At 42.0% G+C, this 15,379-nt stretch carries 15 protein-coding genes; 8 read left to right on the forward strand and 7 right to left on the reverse strand.

The window, feature by feature from the left end; translation table 11 throughout:
* Nucleotides 1-17 precede the first annotated feature (17 nt).
* From L1D31_RS01850 to L1D31_RS01860, 3 genes are all read right to left on the reverse strand, one after another.
* Nucleotides 18-1,034, reverse strand: a complete 1,017-nt coding sequence (locus tag L1D31_RS01850) for a TRAP transporter substrate-binding protein (RefSeq protein WP_239835392.1) — start codon at nt 1,032-1,034, stop codon at nt 18-20.
* A gap of 267 nt (nt 1,035-1,301) precedes the next feature.
* The gene (locus L1D31_RS01855) at nt 1,302-1,736 is read right to left on the reverse strand and encodes an Mpo1-like protein (protein WP_239835393.1); all 435 of its coding nucleotides are present in this window, start codon (nt 1,734-1,736) and stop codon (nt 1,302-1,304) included.
* 85 nt (nt 1,737-1,821) lie between these two features.
* Complete coding sequence (locus L1D31_RS01860; RefSeq protein WP_239835394.1) at nt 1,822-3,195, reverse strand: diguanylate cyclase; 1,374 nt, start codon at nt 3,193-3,195, stop codon at nt 1,822-1,824.
* A gap of 197 nt (nt 3,196-3,392) precedes the next feature.
* Between L1D31_RS01860 and L1D31_RS01865 the strand changes: the two genes are divergently transcribed.
* On the forward strand, nt 3,393-3,992 hold the full coding sequence (locus L1D31_RS01865) for an alpha-ketoglutarate-dependent dioxygenase AlkB (protein WP_239835395.1): 600 nt from the start codon (nt 3,393-3,395) through the stop codon (nt 3,990-3,992).
* A gap of 8 nt (nt 3,993-4,000) precedes the next feature.
* On the opposite strand, the gene L1D31_RS01870 is transcribed toward L1D31_RS01865, so the two are convergent.
* A complete protein-coding gene (locus tag L1D31_RS01870) occupies nt 4,001-4,912 on the reverse strand; it encodes a DMT family transporter (protein WP_239835396.1) in 912 nt (303 codons plus the stop codon).
* 90 nt (nt 4,913-5,002) lie between these two features.
* Here L1D31_RS01870 and L1D31_RS01875 point away from each other — a divergent pair, with 90 nt between their 5' ends.
* Together L1D31_RS01875 and L1D31_RS01880 are read left to right on the forward strand one after the other, a co-directional pair.
* On the forward strand, nt 5,003-5,890 hold the full coding sequence (locus tag L1D31_RS01875; RefSeq protein WP_239835397.1) for a LysR substrate-binding domain-containing protein: 888 nt from the start codon (nt 5,003-5,005) through the stop codon (nt 5,888-5,890).
* 299 nt (nt 5,891-6,189) lie between these two features.
* On the forward strand, nt 6,190-7,356 hold the full coding sequence (locus L1D31_RS01880; protein WP_239835398.1) for a GGDEF domain-containing protein: 1,167 nt from the start codon (nt 6,190-6,192) through the stop codon (nt 7,354-7,356).
* Here the strand turns inward: L1D31_RS01880 and L1D31_RS01885 are convergent.
* On the reverse strand, nt 7,343-7,630 hold the full coding sequence (locus L1D31_RS01885) for a hypothetical protein (protein ID WP_239836357.1): 288 nt from the start codon (nt 7,628-7,630) through the stop codon (nt 7,343-7,345). The genes L1D31_RS01880 and L1D31_RS01885 overlap by 14 nt on opposite strands.
* Nucleotides 7,631-7,873: 243 nt before the next feature.
* On the reverse strand, nt 7,874-8,155 hold the full coding sequence (locus L1D31_RS01890; RefSeq protein ID WP_239835399.1) for a pyrimidine/purine nucleoside phosphorylase: 282 nt from the start codon (nt 8,153-8,155) through the stop codon (nt 7,874-7,876).
* 574 nt (nt 8,156-8,729) lie between these two features.
* On the opposite strand from L1D31_RS01890, the gene L1D31_RS01895 reads away from it, so the two are divergent.
* Both L1D31_RS01895 and L1D31_RS01900 read left to right on the forward strand, forming a co-directional pair.
* On the forward strand, nt 8,730-9,176 hold the full coding sequence (locus L1D31_RS01895; protein ID WP_239836358.1) for a DUF2850 domain-containing protein: 447 nt from the start codon (nt 8,730-8,732) through the stop codon (nt 9,174-9,176).
* A 123-nt stretch (nt 9,177-9,299) separates the two neighbouring features.
* The gene (locus tag L1D31_RS01900) at nt 9,300-10,394 is read left to right on the forward strand and encodes a mechanosensitive ion channel family protein (RefSeq protein ID WP_239835400.1); all 1,095 of its coding nucleotides are present in this window, start codon (nt 9,300-9,302) and stop codon (nt 10,392-10,394) included.
* Between the two features lie 54 nt (nt 10,395-10,448).
* On the opposite strand, the gene L1D31_RS01905 is transcribed toward L1D31_RS01900, so the two are convergent.
* Nucleotides 10,449-11,618 carry an MBL fold metallo-hydrolase gene (locus L1D31_RS01905; protein ID WP_239835401.1) on the reverse strand — a complete coding sequence of 390 codons (1,170 nt, stop codon included), beginning with the start codon at nt 11,616-11,618 and terminating at the stop codon, nt 10,449-10,451.
* A gap of 109 nt (nt 11,619-11,727) precedes the next feature.
* Here L1D31_RS01905 and L1D31_RS01910 point away from each other — a divergent pair, with 109 nt between their 5' ends.
* The 3 genes from L1D31_RS01910 to L1D31_RS01920 all read left to right on the forward strand — a co-directional run bounded on the left by L1D31_RS01910 (nt 11,728) and on the right by L1D31_RS01920 (nt 15,378).
* Nucleotides 11,728-12,336 carry a TetR/AcrR family transcriptional regulator gene (locus L1D31_RS01910; RefSeq protein ID WP_239835402.1) on the forward strand — a complete coding sequence of 203 codons (609 nt, stop codon included), beginning with the start codon at nt 11,728-11,730 and terminating at the stop codon, nt 12,334-12,336.
* A 436-nt stretch (nt 12,337-12,772) separates the two neighbouring features.
* Nucleotides 12,773-14,167 carry an exopolysaccharide biosynthesis glycosyltransferase VpsL gene (vpsL, locus tag L1D31_RS01915; protein WP_239835403.1) on the forward strand — a complete coding sequence of 465 codons (1,395 nt, stop codon included), beginning with the start codon at nt 12,773-12,775 and terminating at the stop codon, nt 14,165-14,167.
* Nucleotides 14,168-14,187: 20 nt separating this feature from the next.
* Nucleotides 14,188-15,378, forward strand: coding sequence for an outer membrane beta-barrel protein (locus L1D31_RS01920; RefSeq protein ID WP_239835404.1), 1,191 nt, complete (start codon nt 14,188-14,190; stop codon nt 15,376-15,378).
* Nucleotide 15,379 lies beyond the last annotated feature (1 nt).

Consider the following 15,379-nt stretch of genomic DNA (forward strand, 5'->3'; position numbering starts at 1 on the left):
TAGAACACATGTTCAGCTTAAAGAAGGCCGTTTTCTTCTAGGAAACCAGTCACTGAGTCATACACTTTTTTCGCATTTGGTGAACGCTCAGCAAACACTTTCCATTGAGACTTAGCAATTTCACGGAATTTCTTACGCTCTTCGTCAGACCAATGATGGATAGTGATGGACGGGTTCGCTTGCGCTTCTTTCACTGCAGCCTGATCCGCCATTTTCAACTGAGTTGTCATATCGTAAGAAAAGTCACGGACTGAAGTTTGTAGAATAGTTTGCAAATCTTCAGGCATCTTGTCCCATTTCTTCTGAGATACAGAAATATCGATCAGTGGTAATGAGTGGAAACCCGGTTGAACTGGGTGCGTAGCAATATCATTCATGCCCGCTTTTTGGTTGGTTGAAAATACCGTATAGTCTGCTGCATCAATAACACCTTTACTCAAACCAGTGAAGACTTCAGAGCCAGGTAGGTTTACAGGCGTTGCACCGGCAGCGGCGAACACTTGCTGAACCAAACCTTCTGGCGCACGTAATTTCAAACCTTTCAAGTCATCAACACCGTTAAGCGGCTTTTTCGAGATGAAGGATTCAACGCCCGTTGTTGAAGCACCAACAAACTTCACACCATACGGTGCATAAAGCTCAGTCATCAGTTCATTACCGCCACCGTAGTTCATGTACTGCAGAAGCTGGGTCGTATCTGACCATGCACCAACCATGTTACCAATTAGGCCAAAAGCAGGATCCTTACCCGAAAAGTAACCAGTTGCTGTCACTTGCCCATCTAGAATACCCATTTTTATCGCGCCCAAAGTTTCAGTGTGTTTCACCACTGCCCCTACTGGTAGAAGGTCGATGTCAATTCGGCCATTCGACATTTTCTCTACGCGCTCTGCCCATTTTTGTTGAACTTTAAAGTTCAAATCACCAGATGGGTCAGAAGACTGAATCTTCAGTTTAAAGTCAGCGGCCAAGGCCGAAGTCGCAAAAAGTCCTGTCAAAGTGGCAGCAAGCAAAGGTTTTGTCATCGCTTTCATAGTAGGGGTGTCCTTAGATTGTTTCATTTATTCCAATACAGCTTTTAAGCTGTCGGTATGAAACCGGCTTATTATTTTATGTTACCGGTAACTCTGACAACAATGTTACCGGTAACAGGAAAACGTTTTCCATGACAAAAGTCACAAGTTTCAATTTTGTTAATAGCAAGATGACTTAAGAGCAGAAGAAGTGTGAGCTAAAACACATACGCGCCCTCAACAGTTGAGGGACTGTTAGAGACAAACGTTTTGTTGAACAAGGGTGTGCTATTTCTGGCGAAATACCCAGACAGGGCCAATCAGAAGAAAGAGAAGATCTTCAAAGAATGAAGGCTTCTTACCCTCAATCTTATGGCCAATGAACTGCAACATCCATAATACGGCAAATAAGATCAGTGAAACGAGCAGCACGGGCGCCTGAAGAATTTCCAGAGACCAAATCAAAGAAATACACGCCAATGTAAAACCAAACATCATAAGAAATACGCTCAGCGACAGCTTAAAGTAGAAAATCATGACAGGTAGCATCGCAACCCAAACCCAGTTTAGGGTAAAACCAAAAAACGAAATCGATGGAATTGACCAGATTAAGCCAACAATGGATAAGAAAATCCCCGGCACTGCTACTTTGTGGATTTTCTGGTTCACTGGATTTTGATGGCTCTCACCATAATCGCTTAGCCACTGGGTCAGATCTCGCATTCTTATCTCTCTAAATCATGCTCTTATAGTATTGTCTATAGCACGAATTCAGAGATTCTGCTGACCTATACTGAGAGATTCGTGATTACATTCCGCTACGCTGAGCTTGACGGCGTTTTTCTTCATACATTCTGGCATCAGCGACTTTCAACATATCATCTACATTTTTAAACTCAGGAACATACATCGCATAACCGACACTGACGTGAATATTAATAAGGTGTTGCTCATAGATAACAGGTGTATGGCAAATGGCTCTCTGTAGCTCAATATTGAGAACATCTACATCACTAGCGACAGACATCCGAGGCAACATGATCAAAAATTCATCCCCTCCGATTCTGGCTACCACATCTGAAGATCTAAGCACGCTCTTAATCCTTTCTGCTACGGCAATCAACACCTTATCTCCTGCCACATGGCCATAGGTATCGTTAATCAGCTTAAATTTATCAAGGTCTACATTGAGGATGGCAAACGTCTCGCCTTTTTCAGAGTGAGACACAGCCTCAAAATGACTTTCAAGGGTGTACATGAAATACCTTCGATTAGGTAGAGACGTTAACTCATCATGCAAGGAACGCTGATCAGCGGCTTGGTAAAGGCGATAAATAGCGACAAAAGCAATCAAGAGAACTAGGACCATTGGGTAACCTAGCAGACGAACAACATGTACTCGGTACCATTCACTCTGTTGCAGCAAATCGTCCTTCGTCGAGGCTCCAATCGTCCAGCTACCATAGGGGAAGTGAACAGTTTCAGTCACAAAAGCATTATTAAAAGTACTCTGCGAACCATAGAAAACTTCCCCATCCTGCCCAGAGCTATCCACTCCGCGCATCGCTATATTGTACTTGAAGGATAACTCTTCCACGCCGGCATCAATAAACAAAGTCTCGAGGGAAATAACAACGCTGCATACCCCCCAATAGTCACGGTTATAAAGCGGATCGGTAAAAATAGGAATACGCGCTATTAAAGCCCTCCCTCCCTGTACCAGGTTGACGGGGCCAGCAATGAAGATTTCTTGAATTTCACGGGCTTTGTTTATTGTCCGCCATTGACTTGGCACGGTCCGATAATCAAGTCCTAATGCTTTTTCGTTTCCTTCTAACGGGTAAATGTATTTAATAACATCATCTGGTGCTAAACCAATAATCGTGATGTGACTGGCCTTACGCATAATACTGGAAGCGAGTAAATCCCACCCTGAATACTCGAAGCTAGGGTGACCTGCAACCAATGCCGTGAGATCATTCACAGCAAAAATATCGTACACAATAGCTGACTCTAATTCTGAGCGAACAATAGACAGCTCTTCTTTTGCTTTATCAAGTAGGCTGCCTCTAAGGAAGTTTTTTTGGCTACGGTCAGCCCACTCTATCAGTCCTGTTGCAAAACAAAGCAGTGTCAGTGCCATCAAAAAAACGGACCCACGACTGCTAAATCGATACTTCATTCCACCCCCAGATCAAGCTCTCCAACACATTGGTTGAACCATATTTCAATACTAATGAAAGTACTGCCTCTAGTCCTAACCTGTTAGAGGTATATAATTATTATTATGGCTATTGTTTTAGCACTTACATAAAAACTACATGAACTTGGGTAAGTTTTCATCGATTAAAGATAAAATTATTGAAAAGAGAGTGGATTTTGGATTTGTTTAATGCTCTACCTTATGAACAAAGGTGGATAGAACTGCGCAATGGCCGTTTGTTGTGGATTAACGACTTTATGCCGCCCAATGAAGCCAATAGTTTGATGTCCTGCCTTAAGCAGGTCACACCTTGGTCACAAGAAGAAATACAGCTGTTTGGACGTATGGTCAAACAACCCCGTTTGCAAGCTTGGTACGGCGATAAAGCTTACACTTACTCCGGCTTAACCATGCCAGCGATACCCATGACAGAAACACTAGACTCGATCAAATTACGATGTGAAGACGTTGCAAGTCAACCTTTTAACTCGGTATTACTCAATTTATACCGAGACGGCCAGGACTCGATGGGAGCGCACCAGGATAATGAACCAGAGCTTGGAAGCAATCCGACCATCGCATCACTTAGTCTAGGAGCCACGCGTCGCTTCGTACTGAAACACATTCACACAGGACAAACTTACCGTTTAGAGTTGTCTCACGGCAGCCTATTAATCATGGCAGGTGAAATGCAACACTTCTGGAAACACAGCTTACCGAAAACCAATCAACAGATTGGAGAAAGAATAAACCTGACTTTCAGGATGATCTACTAGTCCTTACTTTATGCGGCTTTTAAACTTTTACTTTTTAGCCACTTAGGTAACACAACACAGGTAATGTTGGCTGCAATAATCAGAGTTAACCCCAATACTTGGTACGAGTTATAACGCTCGTTATAAAACAGCACCTGCCAGGCTGCGGTAAACAACAGATTGGTAAAAATAAGTGGCGCAAGTTGTGAGCCTGACTCAGCCAGTTTGTACGCTTTTGAGCGAAACACCTGCGTATTAATGATCAGCACTGATAAAGTACCAAGCGCCATCACAATAAGCCAAGGACTTACGTCCGATGCTTGATACATAGCATGATGATTCACTAAGCTGAATGCGACTAACGGTGTGATAACAACAGCGGCGAATAGAAAAGTCCACAAATTGATTTCAAATGCATTCAACCGACTTTGACTAATACGATAAAGGCTGAGTTGGGATCCAGCATTAAACACGCCAGCTGCAAGTCCCACTAAAAGCTCAGCTCTGAAGTTGAATCCGCTGACATCTCCCGCCAGTAGAACCACACCAACAAAGGTAGTCAGTAGCCCTAACAGGTTCACTACTCCAATACTGATAGAAAATATAAGCTTCTCTAACAATGGGATAAACAACGGACCCGTCCCAAATAGAACCACACTTTCCACTAAGGTCAAATGCTGGAGTGAGTAAACAAAACAAACTTGGCATGCCCCGATACACAAGGCTCTCAACCAAATTGGTCTCTGTTCATTGCGGTCTGGCCAACGCACATCTTTGCCACAAAACGCTAGAATTAATATCATTGCAGGCAGGATAAACCTAAGAAAACTGAGTAGATTAGCGTCATAGTGCTCACTCAAAAACTTGGAAAACAATCCGGTTAATGACAAACTGAATGTAGAAGACAACATGAATAAAACTGGGTACAACTGACTGGGCATAACTCCTCCGTATTTAGCACTTAGTTTAAAAGCCGCCAGTACAAATTAAAAACGAGTAATATTGACAAAATAGGTAAGAAAAACTTACAAATGAGAAAATTAGCGCCTCTTAAATCAATTTATTCATTTATCGCAATTGCCGAGACTGGCAGCATGACGGAAGCAGCAAAAGCACTGAGTGTGAGCCACTCAGCAGTAAGCCAAGCGATTAAATCTTTAGAGACCCAGATTGGACAAGCGCTGTTTATTCGTACTGGACGAACAGTTACACTCAACGCGGCTGGTCGCCGTTACTACAAACAAGTCGCGCCAGCAATAGAGCAAATTATAACCGCCACTCAACACCTAATTGATGAGCAGCAAAGTCAGCGGCTAACACTTAACATGGTCAATTCATTAGCAATGCACTGGTGGATTCCGCGAGTGAACCGTTTTAATCAATACGCGCCTCAACTGGATATTCGTATCTCTAACTTAATTGGCCACTTTGTAATGGAAAATGAAGGTGTTGACGTTGCAATTATTCACGGCAAAACGGATGACTGGCAAGATTACTATTGCGAGTTACTGGCTCATGATGAGTTAGTGATGGCCGCCAGCCCTGAACTGGTCCGTACGGGCACAACGCCAGAGTCGCTTCTCGCACACTACCCCGCAATTATTGCTGCAAATGATAGAAGAAAGTATGACTGGCAAGTATGGTGTGAGAGCCACCAACTACCAATACCAAGCTCCGTCAATAACTTAAGCTTTTCGGCTTCCATTCAGGCGGTTCAGGCAACAATCCGTCAGTTAGGGGTATTTGTGACCCACCGACAATTCATTCGTGACGATGTTCATCATGGTTCTCTAGTCGAAGTCGGAAACCCCGTACTCAACCCTCATCAAGATTTTTACTTCGCTTGTCAGCGAGAAAAGCTTAAAAATGAACACGTCCTTACATTGCGTAACTGGCTGAGAAATGAATTCAGTGCTTAGTATTTTCTATAGACTATTTTATTATAAGGAACAGACCTAGCATTTTATTTTTTCAATTTAATCATAGATTTAAAAACGACAAAATATTAGCGCCTTGTGTATTTAAGCATCAAATACAATTAGTTACATAAGCGCCAAAGTTTAGTGATTAATTCTAGCTAGCCATATAATAAGAAATAGTATTCATATAATTATTTCTTGTCACTAAATTGCCTTGAATAATACCTTCATTCAAACTTCATTTTTTCTTCTAGACTTTAATTGCCGGATTGTGAATTTACAGACAGGCAGGGAATTAAATGGCGGGATTTGTAGGACAACATTTAGAAGAAATGGCCGATATGCACTCAGCTCGTAAGTGTAAAGTCGTTCTTCTTTGTTCGTTCGTCACACTGGCGATTCTTGCCTATTATGGTTTCATGCACATCACAAATCAGAATTACCTGTTCGGTACACTCAATATTTTGTGTGTGGGTATCTTAATTGCCAATCTTTGGTATTTGAATTTCAACCAATCAGACAACCTTTCAGACTTAATACTCTCAGGTGTTTTACTCTTTCAGGCAACCCTATTATTGGTATATGGTGACAACGCATCTGATCGGCTGTTTTGGTTATATCCAATACTTGCTGCCGTGATTTTTGTATGTGACTTTCGTACTGGTCTAATACTCAGCTCTGCTTTTTATTTACTTACTTTTTCGACTTGCTTGTTTACCAATATCATTATGGTTCCCCTACCGATTTCCATCGACCGCTTTCTCATCAGCCTATTTGCTCTCTATCTATTATGTAATACATCATCATACTTTTACGCAAAAGTCGTTAACTATATTCAATCTCTCTATAAGGAAGGTATAGAGGATCTCGCTTATCGTGATCAGTTAACTGGCCTTGCTAACCGTTGGAGTTTTGAAAGTTGGGCTCTGGAGAAACTAGAAGAAGTGCGAGATAATAACACTATCACTGCAATGGTCTTTCTCGACATAGACAATTTCAAAGCTATTAATGATACATACGGGCATGAAGTTGGTGACCGTGTTTTACAACACTTTTCCAAAAGGTTAAGAAATAACATTCGCTCCAAAGATAGGAAAACAAAGAAGCACGATTATTCAATCGCACGTTACGCTGGAGACGAGTTTGTTTTGCTCCTTTATGACGTACGCAGCATCAAAGATCTTAATGGTATTCTGAATCGTATTTGTCATTTATTTGAAGATAGTTACCAAAGCACGGAAAGAATCAACAAGCTCACTGTCAGCGCTGGGGTTGCTATTTTTCCTGAAGATGGGGATTCGTTACCCGAACTAACTCGCTGTGCTGACAAGGCAATGTACGCGGCAAAACACGGGGGTAAGAATCAGTATCGCTACTATCAACTTGACCATGCGGACATGGTTAAAAGCGTGGAAAACCCTGACCCAGATAAAGTAACGCCAATAAAAAAGTTTAACGGCTCATAAACATGAGCCACAGGCAGAAAGCCATTACAACGAGCATCCACGCTGCATAACGGGTAGAGTTAGGTTTGTCTTTCTTGGGTACCACAACAGGTTTCATCGCCGTTTCTTTAGCCGCTCTCGCTGCGGTTCTAAGTGAACTGCGCTGAGAAACTTCATCTCGGCGTTGTTGTGCTTTATTCGCTACTTTACCAAATCGGTGCAACTGATCTGCAGTAAGCTCCTGACTGGGATCGTAACGAGCATGTGGGTCTTTGTGTTTAGGTACTACAGCCATCATCGACCTCCTCTCGAACCGGTTCCGTCAGATTAAGTATAGTCAACGGCCTAAATGATAAACTTGTTTATTACTGCTAGACATTTCGGGATTCCCGAACAATAGACCGACAAAAACCTCACGTTCCCTTATATTCATGCCCAAATTAAAAACAATTTAAGCAAACTCTTTGCCAATTTATTACCTATCGAAGCAAGATCCAAAGAAAATCACCACGTGTATTATCACACGTGGAGTTGGGATTTATAGATACTCACATAAATAAGCCGTCGTTAGAGACACTCTTAAATCAAAAGAAGAATCTCCGCTAACATCAAATGATTCACCACTAGAATAAGTCGTCCAAGCATCTTCTCCTACACGCTTAATCGTCAGGCTACCTTTCACCACTGTCATACGCTCTGGAGCTGCAGTACCAAACGTATACTCACCTGGAGCCATAACACCGACACTCGATTGCTTACCTTCTTGCTCAAATCCTAGCGACTGAACATTACCTTCAAAATACTTATTTATTTTGATCATGTATCCTCCATGAAAATTGCTTTATGTATCTGTAACCTAGGACTTGTTGTAACGGAATCATTCTCCCCAATCAAGCTCGAAATAGCTTCCCGTATTAGACGGCAAGTTTATAAAGTAATACAAAAGCCATGAGTCACCATATAAACGTCCATAGGCAAGAAGGAACTTGATATCTAAAGATGAAGCTTAGATCCCAACCAAGAGATTATCTCGTATAGATGGCTAATCGAGCGCTGCACAAACAGGAAAGTAGAACTCTTATCAGTCTCTTAAGCACCTTGTAGATCTTATCATCCATTGTATTTTGCAGCATCACAAGACTGACAGGCTATACTTACTGGCAGAAAATAGAATATAAGGCATTGGTAAAACCTTATATTAACGTAAATAAACCGTGCATTTTTTGGGCTTAAGATCAAACTTATCATTGATAGTAAACATCAATGCTTAAACTCTTACACCAGACCCAGCGAAATACAGGTAAACTTCTCAACCAGTTTACTGATCAGAGCAGTTGAGTGTGGCGTTAAACAGAGCGGCAACCAATGCACCAAGATGGAAAAAGCGCTCTTATATGGAAAAAGAAGCTTTTCTAAAATTGTCTTTTGTTACGCTACTAGTCACTTTGGCGGTAGCTTTCTCGTCTCTTCTTTTCTTCAGCTATCAAGATTACGTCCACCCAAAACACGTTTATGGGCGATGGATAGAAATTGGTACACCTGAATATAATACCGAGGTTCTAACCTTTAATGAGAGAGGTGTTTATCGTAACGATCGATTGGTCACGACCAACTTTGATTTTGACGGTAAGGTTATCAAAGTGACTACAGGGGGAGGCATTTCTATTTATCAGGTTGCTGGCACATTCAAATCTCCACAACTTCGTCGCTTAGAACCCAACAGCCCAACTCAACGTTTCATCAAAGCGGGTTACGAAAATACTGTCGATATGGGGGGTAGTAGTGGTTCAGCGAAAAACCGTCGAGCAGCCCTATCAGAGCACTTCAGCAGTCAAAAGTAACAATACCAGTCCAATAACAAGCCACATACACTCTTACAGTTGCCATCTCATAAATTGACGGTAGTTTCCCTACCTTCAAGCCTTTATACTGGACTCAGTGAAATTAACAATAAGAACTGTTTAATGAATGAGTTAGTTGCATTTTTGCCTAAGAATTTTGTCGCCTTACTGCAAAGCTGGGATACCAATGTTTTATTTATTACCGCTGCCAGTTTTTTTGCTTGGGTAGCTTGGCGCATTATCTATAGCCGATTAGATATTCTTGTTGAAAAAACCCACTTCCATTGGGATGACTTAACTCTCCACGCTCTAAAAACCCCTATCAGTACTCTTATCTGGTGCTGGCCTGCGACCGTTTCACTCGGTTTCATTCTCGAAGACTACTTGGATTCCAAATTAAATTGGCTTAGCACGCTTAAGCTTCTTCTTGTGATTGCCATTTTCATCTGGATTATCATGCGGTTGATCAACAATGTTGAAGAGTACGTACTAAAGCAGCATTCTCGTGATGAAACAACGGTTCAAGCGATCGCTAAAGTATCAAGGCTGTTCTTCATCATTATAGGTATGCTAACCATCATGCAAGCCTTTGGCCTGAGTCTATCTGGCTTGTTGACCTTTGGTGGTGTCGGTGGCTTGATTGTGGGTTTAGCCGCGAAAGATCTGCTCTCGAATTTCTTTGGTGGAATGATGATTTACTTCGATCGCCCATTTAAAGTCGGGGATTGGATTCGCTCTCCGGACCGTCAAATCGAAGGTACCGTAGAGCGTATTGGATGGCGAATGACCATCATTCGTACTTTTGATAAACGCCCTCTATACGTCCCAAACTCAGTGTTTAGTCATATCGTGGTAGAGAACCCATCGCGTATGCTCAACCGACGAATCAAAGAAACAATCGGTGTCCGCTACGACGATGGCGAGAAGGTTGCTCAAATCGTAAAAGACGTCAAAACAATGCTCAAAAATCATCCTGACATTGATACTAAGCAAACCTTAATCGTGAATTTCAACGCTTTTGGACCCTCTTCATTACAAATGATGGTGTATACCTTTACTAAAACCGTAAACTGGATTCGCTATCATGAAGTAAAAGAAGATGTATTACTTAAAATCATGTCTATTATTCACCAACATGACGCTGATATCGCCTACCCAACTCAAACCCTGAAGTTTGATCCACCCATTTCAGGCGAAGATCTACAAGACAAAGCCTAATAAGAAGCCCACAACCTGTGGGCTTCTTATTAAATATCATTATTTTTTAGAAAGTTAAAATATATTACTTTGCAAGCTTAAGTCAGACTTTGCCAAGATTTCATCATGGTTTTCCCACCAGAATGATGTATTAATCTCATTATTAAGTTCAATCGTTTCTCCAACCATAGGAGTGACTAAATCCGCTCCTATGTCATTCGCCTCGGCAATCAGATCTGTCATCGGCTCATCCCATTTGTGAGCAAACAATTCAAAAGTAGACCAATGCACAGGGAAGAGCTTTTCCGCTTCTAGGTCCTTAAAGGCTTGCATCGTATGACGAGCCTGCATATGACCCCAATTTTCCACCGGGAAGCCCTCGCCACCTTTCACGTTCGCGGCGACTTCAATAAATGCCATATTAAAAGGGCCTAACCTCTCACCTATCTCTTTAAAATGTGAATCATAAGCAGAGTCACCACTGTAGAACATAGAGCCAGACTGGCCATGAATGGCCCAAGAAGACCATAGAGTACTATTCGAATCCAGCCCCGTTCTACCAGAATTATGGTTAGCTGGCGTTGCCGTAAGTGTGACACCATTAATTGAAGTGGACTCCCACCAATCAAGCTCTTGAATCTTGTCTGGGTTAACTCCCCATTTTTCAAGGTGTCGGCCTACAGCCAGCGGAACCATAAACATTACGTCTTTATTGGCATAGTAGCGGACCGTCGATTCCTCTAAATGGTCATAATGATCATGAGAAATAACGATAGCGTCCGGAAGCGGTAAGTTATCGCGCTCAGCAGGAGCTTTTACGTTTCGTGAAAATAGCTTCTTGGCAATCCAGGGGGATGCATATTCAAACACAGGGTCGATCAAAATTCGTGTTCTGTCGATATCAATAAATAAGCTTGAATGACCCAACCAGGTTACGCGTATCTCATCACTACGATGAGCCAATTTATCAGCATCGACAGGTATATGTGGCAAGGGTGAATTAGGCTTCAAGGCTGCTCTTTCAAAGAAAAATTTCCACATAACCGAAGACATACTTTCGGTGCTTGGGACGTTCGGCATTCGAGCGATAGCCTTACCGTTCTGAAATTGCTTTGAGTTGACAATCCGTTCAGCTCTTAAACGCTCACTTTGTCGCAACTCAACACTGTTCTCCGCTTTAAGAAGCTGACTGAACCCCATAACACCAAGTGCTGAAACTATCGATGCTTTGATCATATTGCTCATTTTCATGACCTACTGGCTACCCAAGAAAGTAAACGATGGTGTATACTTTGGTTATTGCAGCATTAAAAGTAAACACCATCGTTTACTTTAAGTATTTTGAGATGAATGCATGATTAAACGAAGCGATATAAAACAAGAAGATATCATCAAATCCGCCATTGAAGTTTTTTCTCAAAAAGGCTTTGAGCAAGCGAGTATGGAAGGTATTTCTAAACACGCTGGAGTCTCCAAGCGCACGTTATATAAATATTATCCAAACAAGGATGCTCTGTTTGAGGTCATTGTAGATAAGCTAATGTGTCGCTTTAATGAACAATGTGAGCTGAAATTTGAACCTTCTGTGTCAGTGGCGGAGCAGCTTGTTGATATCACGCTCAAGCAGATGTGTTACATCAACACCGAAGACTTTCAAATGACTGCTCGCTTAGTGATGGCCGAGTGCATTCGCTGCTCTCATACTTCTCAATTACTGATGAAACAGTTTGCAGCCATAGAGGACTCGTACGGTTTGAATCAATGGGTGCAGCAAGGAATTAATGCCGGTGCTCTTGAGGTTGAGGACATCCCCATGGCTATCGAGCAATTCATAGGCAGTATCAAGGCCATCGTTTTCTGGCCACAATTATTGGGACACCAACCACCCGCAAGCTGCGAACAGCTGAAATCAACGGTTGAGTACGCAGCACAAACTTTTGTTGCCAGATACACCAAGAAATAACCCTAAATTAGGCAAGAGTATTAACCATTGCTCTTGCCTAGCACCTCTCTTAGAGCACTCATTAGGCATTACCGACCCTAAAAACCAATACTGTATTTAATAAAAAGTAAACACCAATCAATCCAAATTCTTATAAATGAGAAAACAAAACCTCCATTTTTGTCTTCAATTTAAGAACAGGAGAAAAATTTTAAATAAAATTCTCTCATTAAAATAACCCGTAAATTATTGAGTAAAAAGCCTAATATTGTTCTAAGTGATTATTTATTAGTAACTATCCTATCCATTTCCCTCTATACAAAAATAATACATCGCCAGTCTTAATAATGAGCCACCTTATATCATTGCAACATATATAAAGATGTTATAAAAATGCGCCTTGCTATTTTCACATCAATAAAACCTTACAGAGGTTACATGTATTTCAGGAGCCCCAATGAGTGAACGAGGCAGGATACGTATTACCAATTATCACGGTAAAGTCTTTTACCGTTTGATTGACTGCTTGGTAATACTCAGCGCGTTGTATATTGCAATAAAAGCCAACGATCACATTGTTACTTTAGGCTACATTTCTGCTGGGCTGTTAGGTGTCATCATCTACTCTTTCATCGCTGAAAGCCTAGATATATACAGCCATTGGCGCACAGCTAAGCTTCGTTCCCTTGCGCTTTACACCTCGTTTTGCTGGTTCTCGACCGTTGGTGGGCTTACTTTACTTAGCTATTTTTCGAAAACGGGCCCCGACTTTTCTCGCCTGATCATTGGTTATTGGATCGTACTGACCTTTGCCACTTTGCTTATTTGGCGAACGTTCGCTTTTATGGCTCTTTATTATCTTCATCAGAGAGGGGTTCATACCAAAAAAGCCGCTATTATTGGCTTGACGCCTCAAGGTTTGGAATTATCGAAAAACCTGAGTAGTCACCCAGAGTTAGGCATTAAACTTACCGGTTTTTATGATGACAGAGAACCTAAAAGACTCTCTAGCGATTTGCCTATACTAGGGACAATAAAAGATGCGTTGGCATTAGCAAAGAACGGGGAAGTACAAAATATCTATATCGCTTTACCTATGCAGGCACAAAAGCGCATTTCCGATATCTTAGAAGCTTTTTCGGATAGTACCGTTAACACCTATGTCGTACCGGACTTCTTTACTTTTAACTTGCTCCACTCTCGCTGGTATACCATTGGTGACGTCAACGCTTTCAGCATATTTGATACCCCATTTAATGGTTTATCAACCTGGCTTAAACGCCTAGAAGACCTTGTCCTAAGCAGCCTGATCCTAGTGCTGATAAGCCCAGTACTCACTGCCGTTGCGATAGGCGTCAAAATCTCATCTCCAGGACCTATCATATTCAAACAGCTTAGATATGGCTTAGATGGAAAACCAATCAAGGTTTGGAAATTTCGCAGTATGAAGGTCATGGATAACGGAGAAAAAGTGGCTCAGGCGACGAAAAACGATCCACGTGTCACTAAGTTTGGGGCTTTTATTCGTCGTACATCACTGGATGAACTACCTCAGTTTATCAATGTCCTTCAAGGACGCATGTCTATCGTTGGTCCCCGTCCACATGCCGTGGCGCACAATGAAGAATATCGTACGATCGTGAACCGATACATGCTACGTCATAAGGTTAAACCGGGCATCACTGGCTGGGCTCAGGTTAATGGTTGGCGCGGCGAAACGAATACTATCGACAAAATGGAGAAGCGAGTTCAGTTCGATCTCGACTACATCCACAGGTGGTCACTATGGTTCGACATAAAGATCGTTTTCCTCACTGTTTTTAAAGGTTTTGTCGGCAAAAACGCCTACTAAGTCATGGACATGATTTTATTATGAATAGATTCAACAAACTCATCTCACCCACTAGCGGTTTTCTGACGATTGCGATGTCTTATTCCATCTGTGCTGCACCAACACCAGTGCCGTTCAAAACAGAGTCAGGCATCGCTATTGTGCCTTATCTGAACCTATACAGTGGCCATAACAGCAACGTAGCGAAAGAAGAATTCAATGAAACCAGTTCTTGGTTTAGCGTGTACGAACCCGGCGTTGGGTTCGAGCTTGAAAATGGCAAGCAAAAGCACAACCTAGGATACCGTATTCAACGCGGTGAATTCTTTAGCTCTCAGCGAGACAACTACACCGATCATTTTCTAGATCTCACCAGTTACTGGGAAGCAAATTCAAGAAATGCACTCGACCTGCGTTACAGCTTAGCAAAAACGCATGAAAATCGTGGTGATAACGACACAACGACTGACCTTGACTACAACAAGTATGTCTCGAATTCTTTCAATCTTGGTTATCGTTATGGTAGTACCGAAGCTAAGGGACAAATAGAGGCCAATGTCGGTTGGGGGGACTTGTCGTACAAAAATAACCGCAATGTAACTCGTTACCAGGATTGGGATGAAGGTCGATTCAGTACCGCTTTCTTCTACAAGGCATTTCCAAAAACCTCTTTATTAGCACAGTACATTGTCAATGACAGAAGTTACAACGAAGTCGCTCCTGGCTCTAGTGAACGTGATAGCTTGCATCACTTCATTTATCTAGGGACATCTTGGGATGCAACAGGAAAACTTCGCGGGAGTGTGAAGGTAGGTTATCAAAATAAAGAGTTTGATGCCTCGCAACGAAAAGATTTCGATTCTTTCTCTTGGGATATTGATGTCGCTTACTTGTTAAGAAGCTACTCAGCACTAGAACTGAAAACCAGCCGTAAGTCGACCGACCCTAATGGACTGGGCGGTGCAATTGATACCTCAGTTTACAATGCGAACTGGTCTCATAACTGGACGGAGATCATCTCAACAAACACTGAGCTTTCTTATATGTCAGAGGACTATACGGACAGCACGCGAGAGGACGATACCTCGAAAGCCAGCGTTTATCTTGATTATGATTTCCGTCGTTGGTTGACGTTCAAAGGCGGAGTGTCTTATGAATCACGTGATTCAAATCTAAACAACTTTAGCTATGACCAATCCGTCTATTACATAGCGCTAGAAGGTGTAATGTAAG

This window comes from Vibrio sp. Isolate23, from assembly GCF_022398095.1.
GTDB lineage: Bacteria > Pseudomonadota > Gammaproteobacteria > Enterobacterales > Vibrionaceae > Vibrio > Vibrio coralliilyticus_A.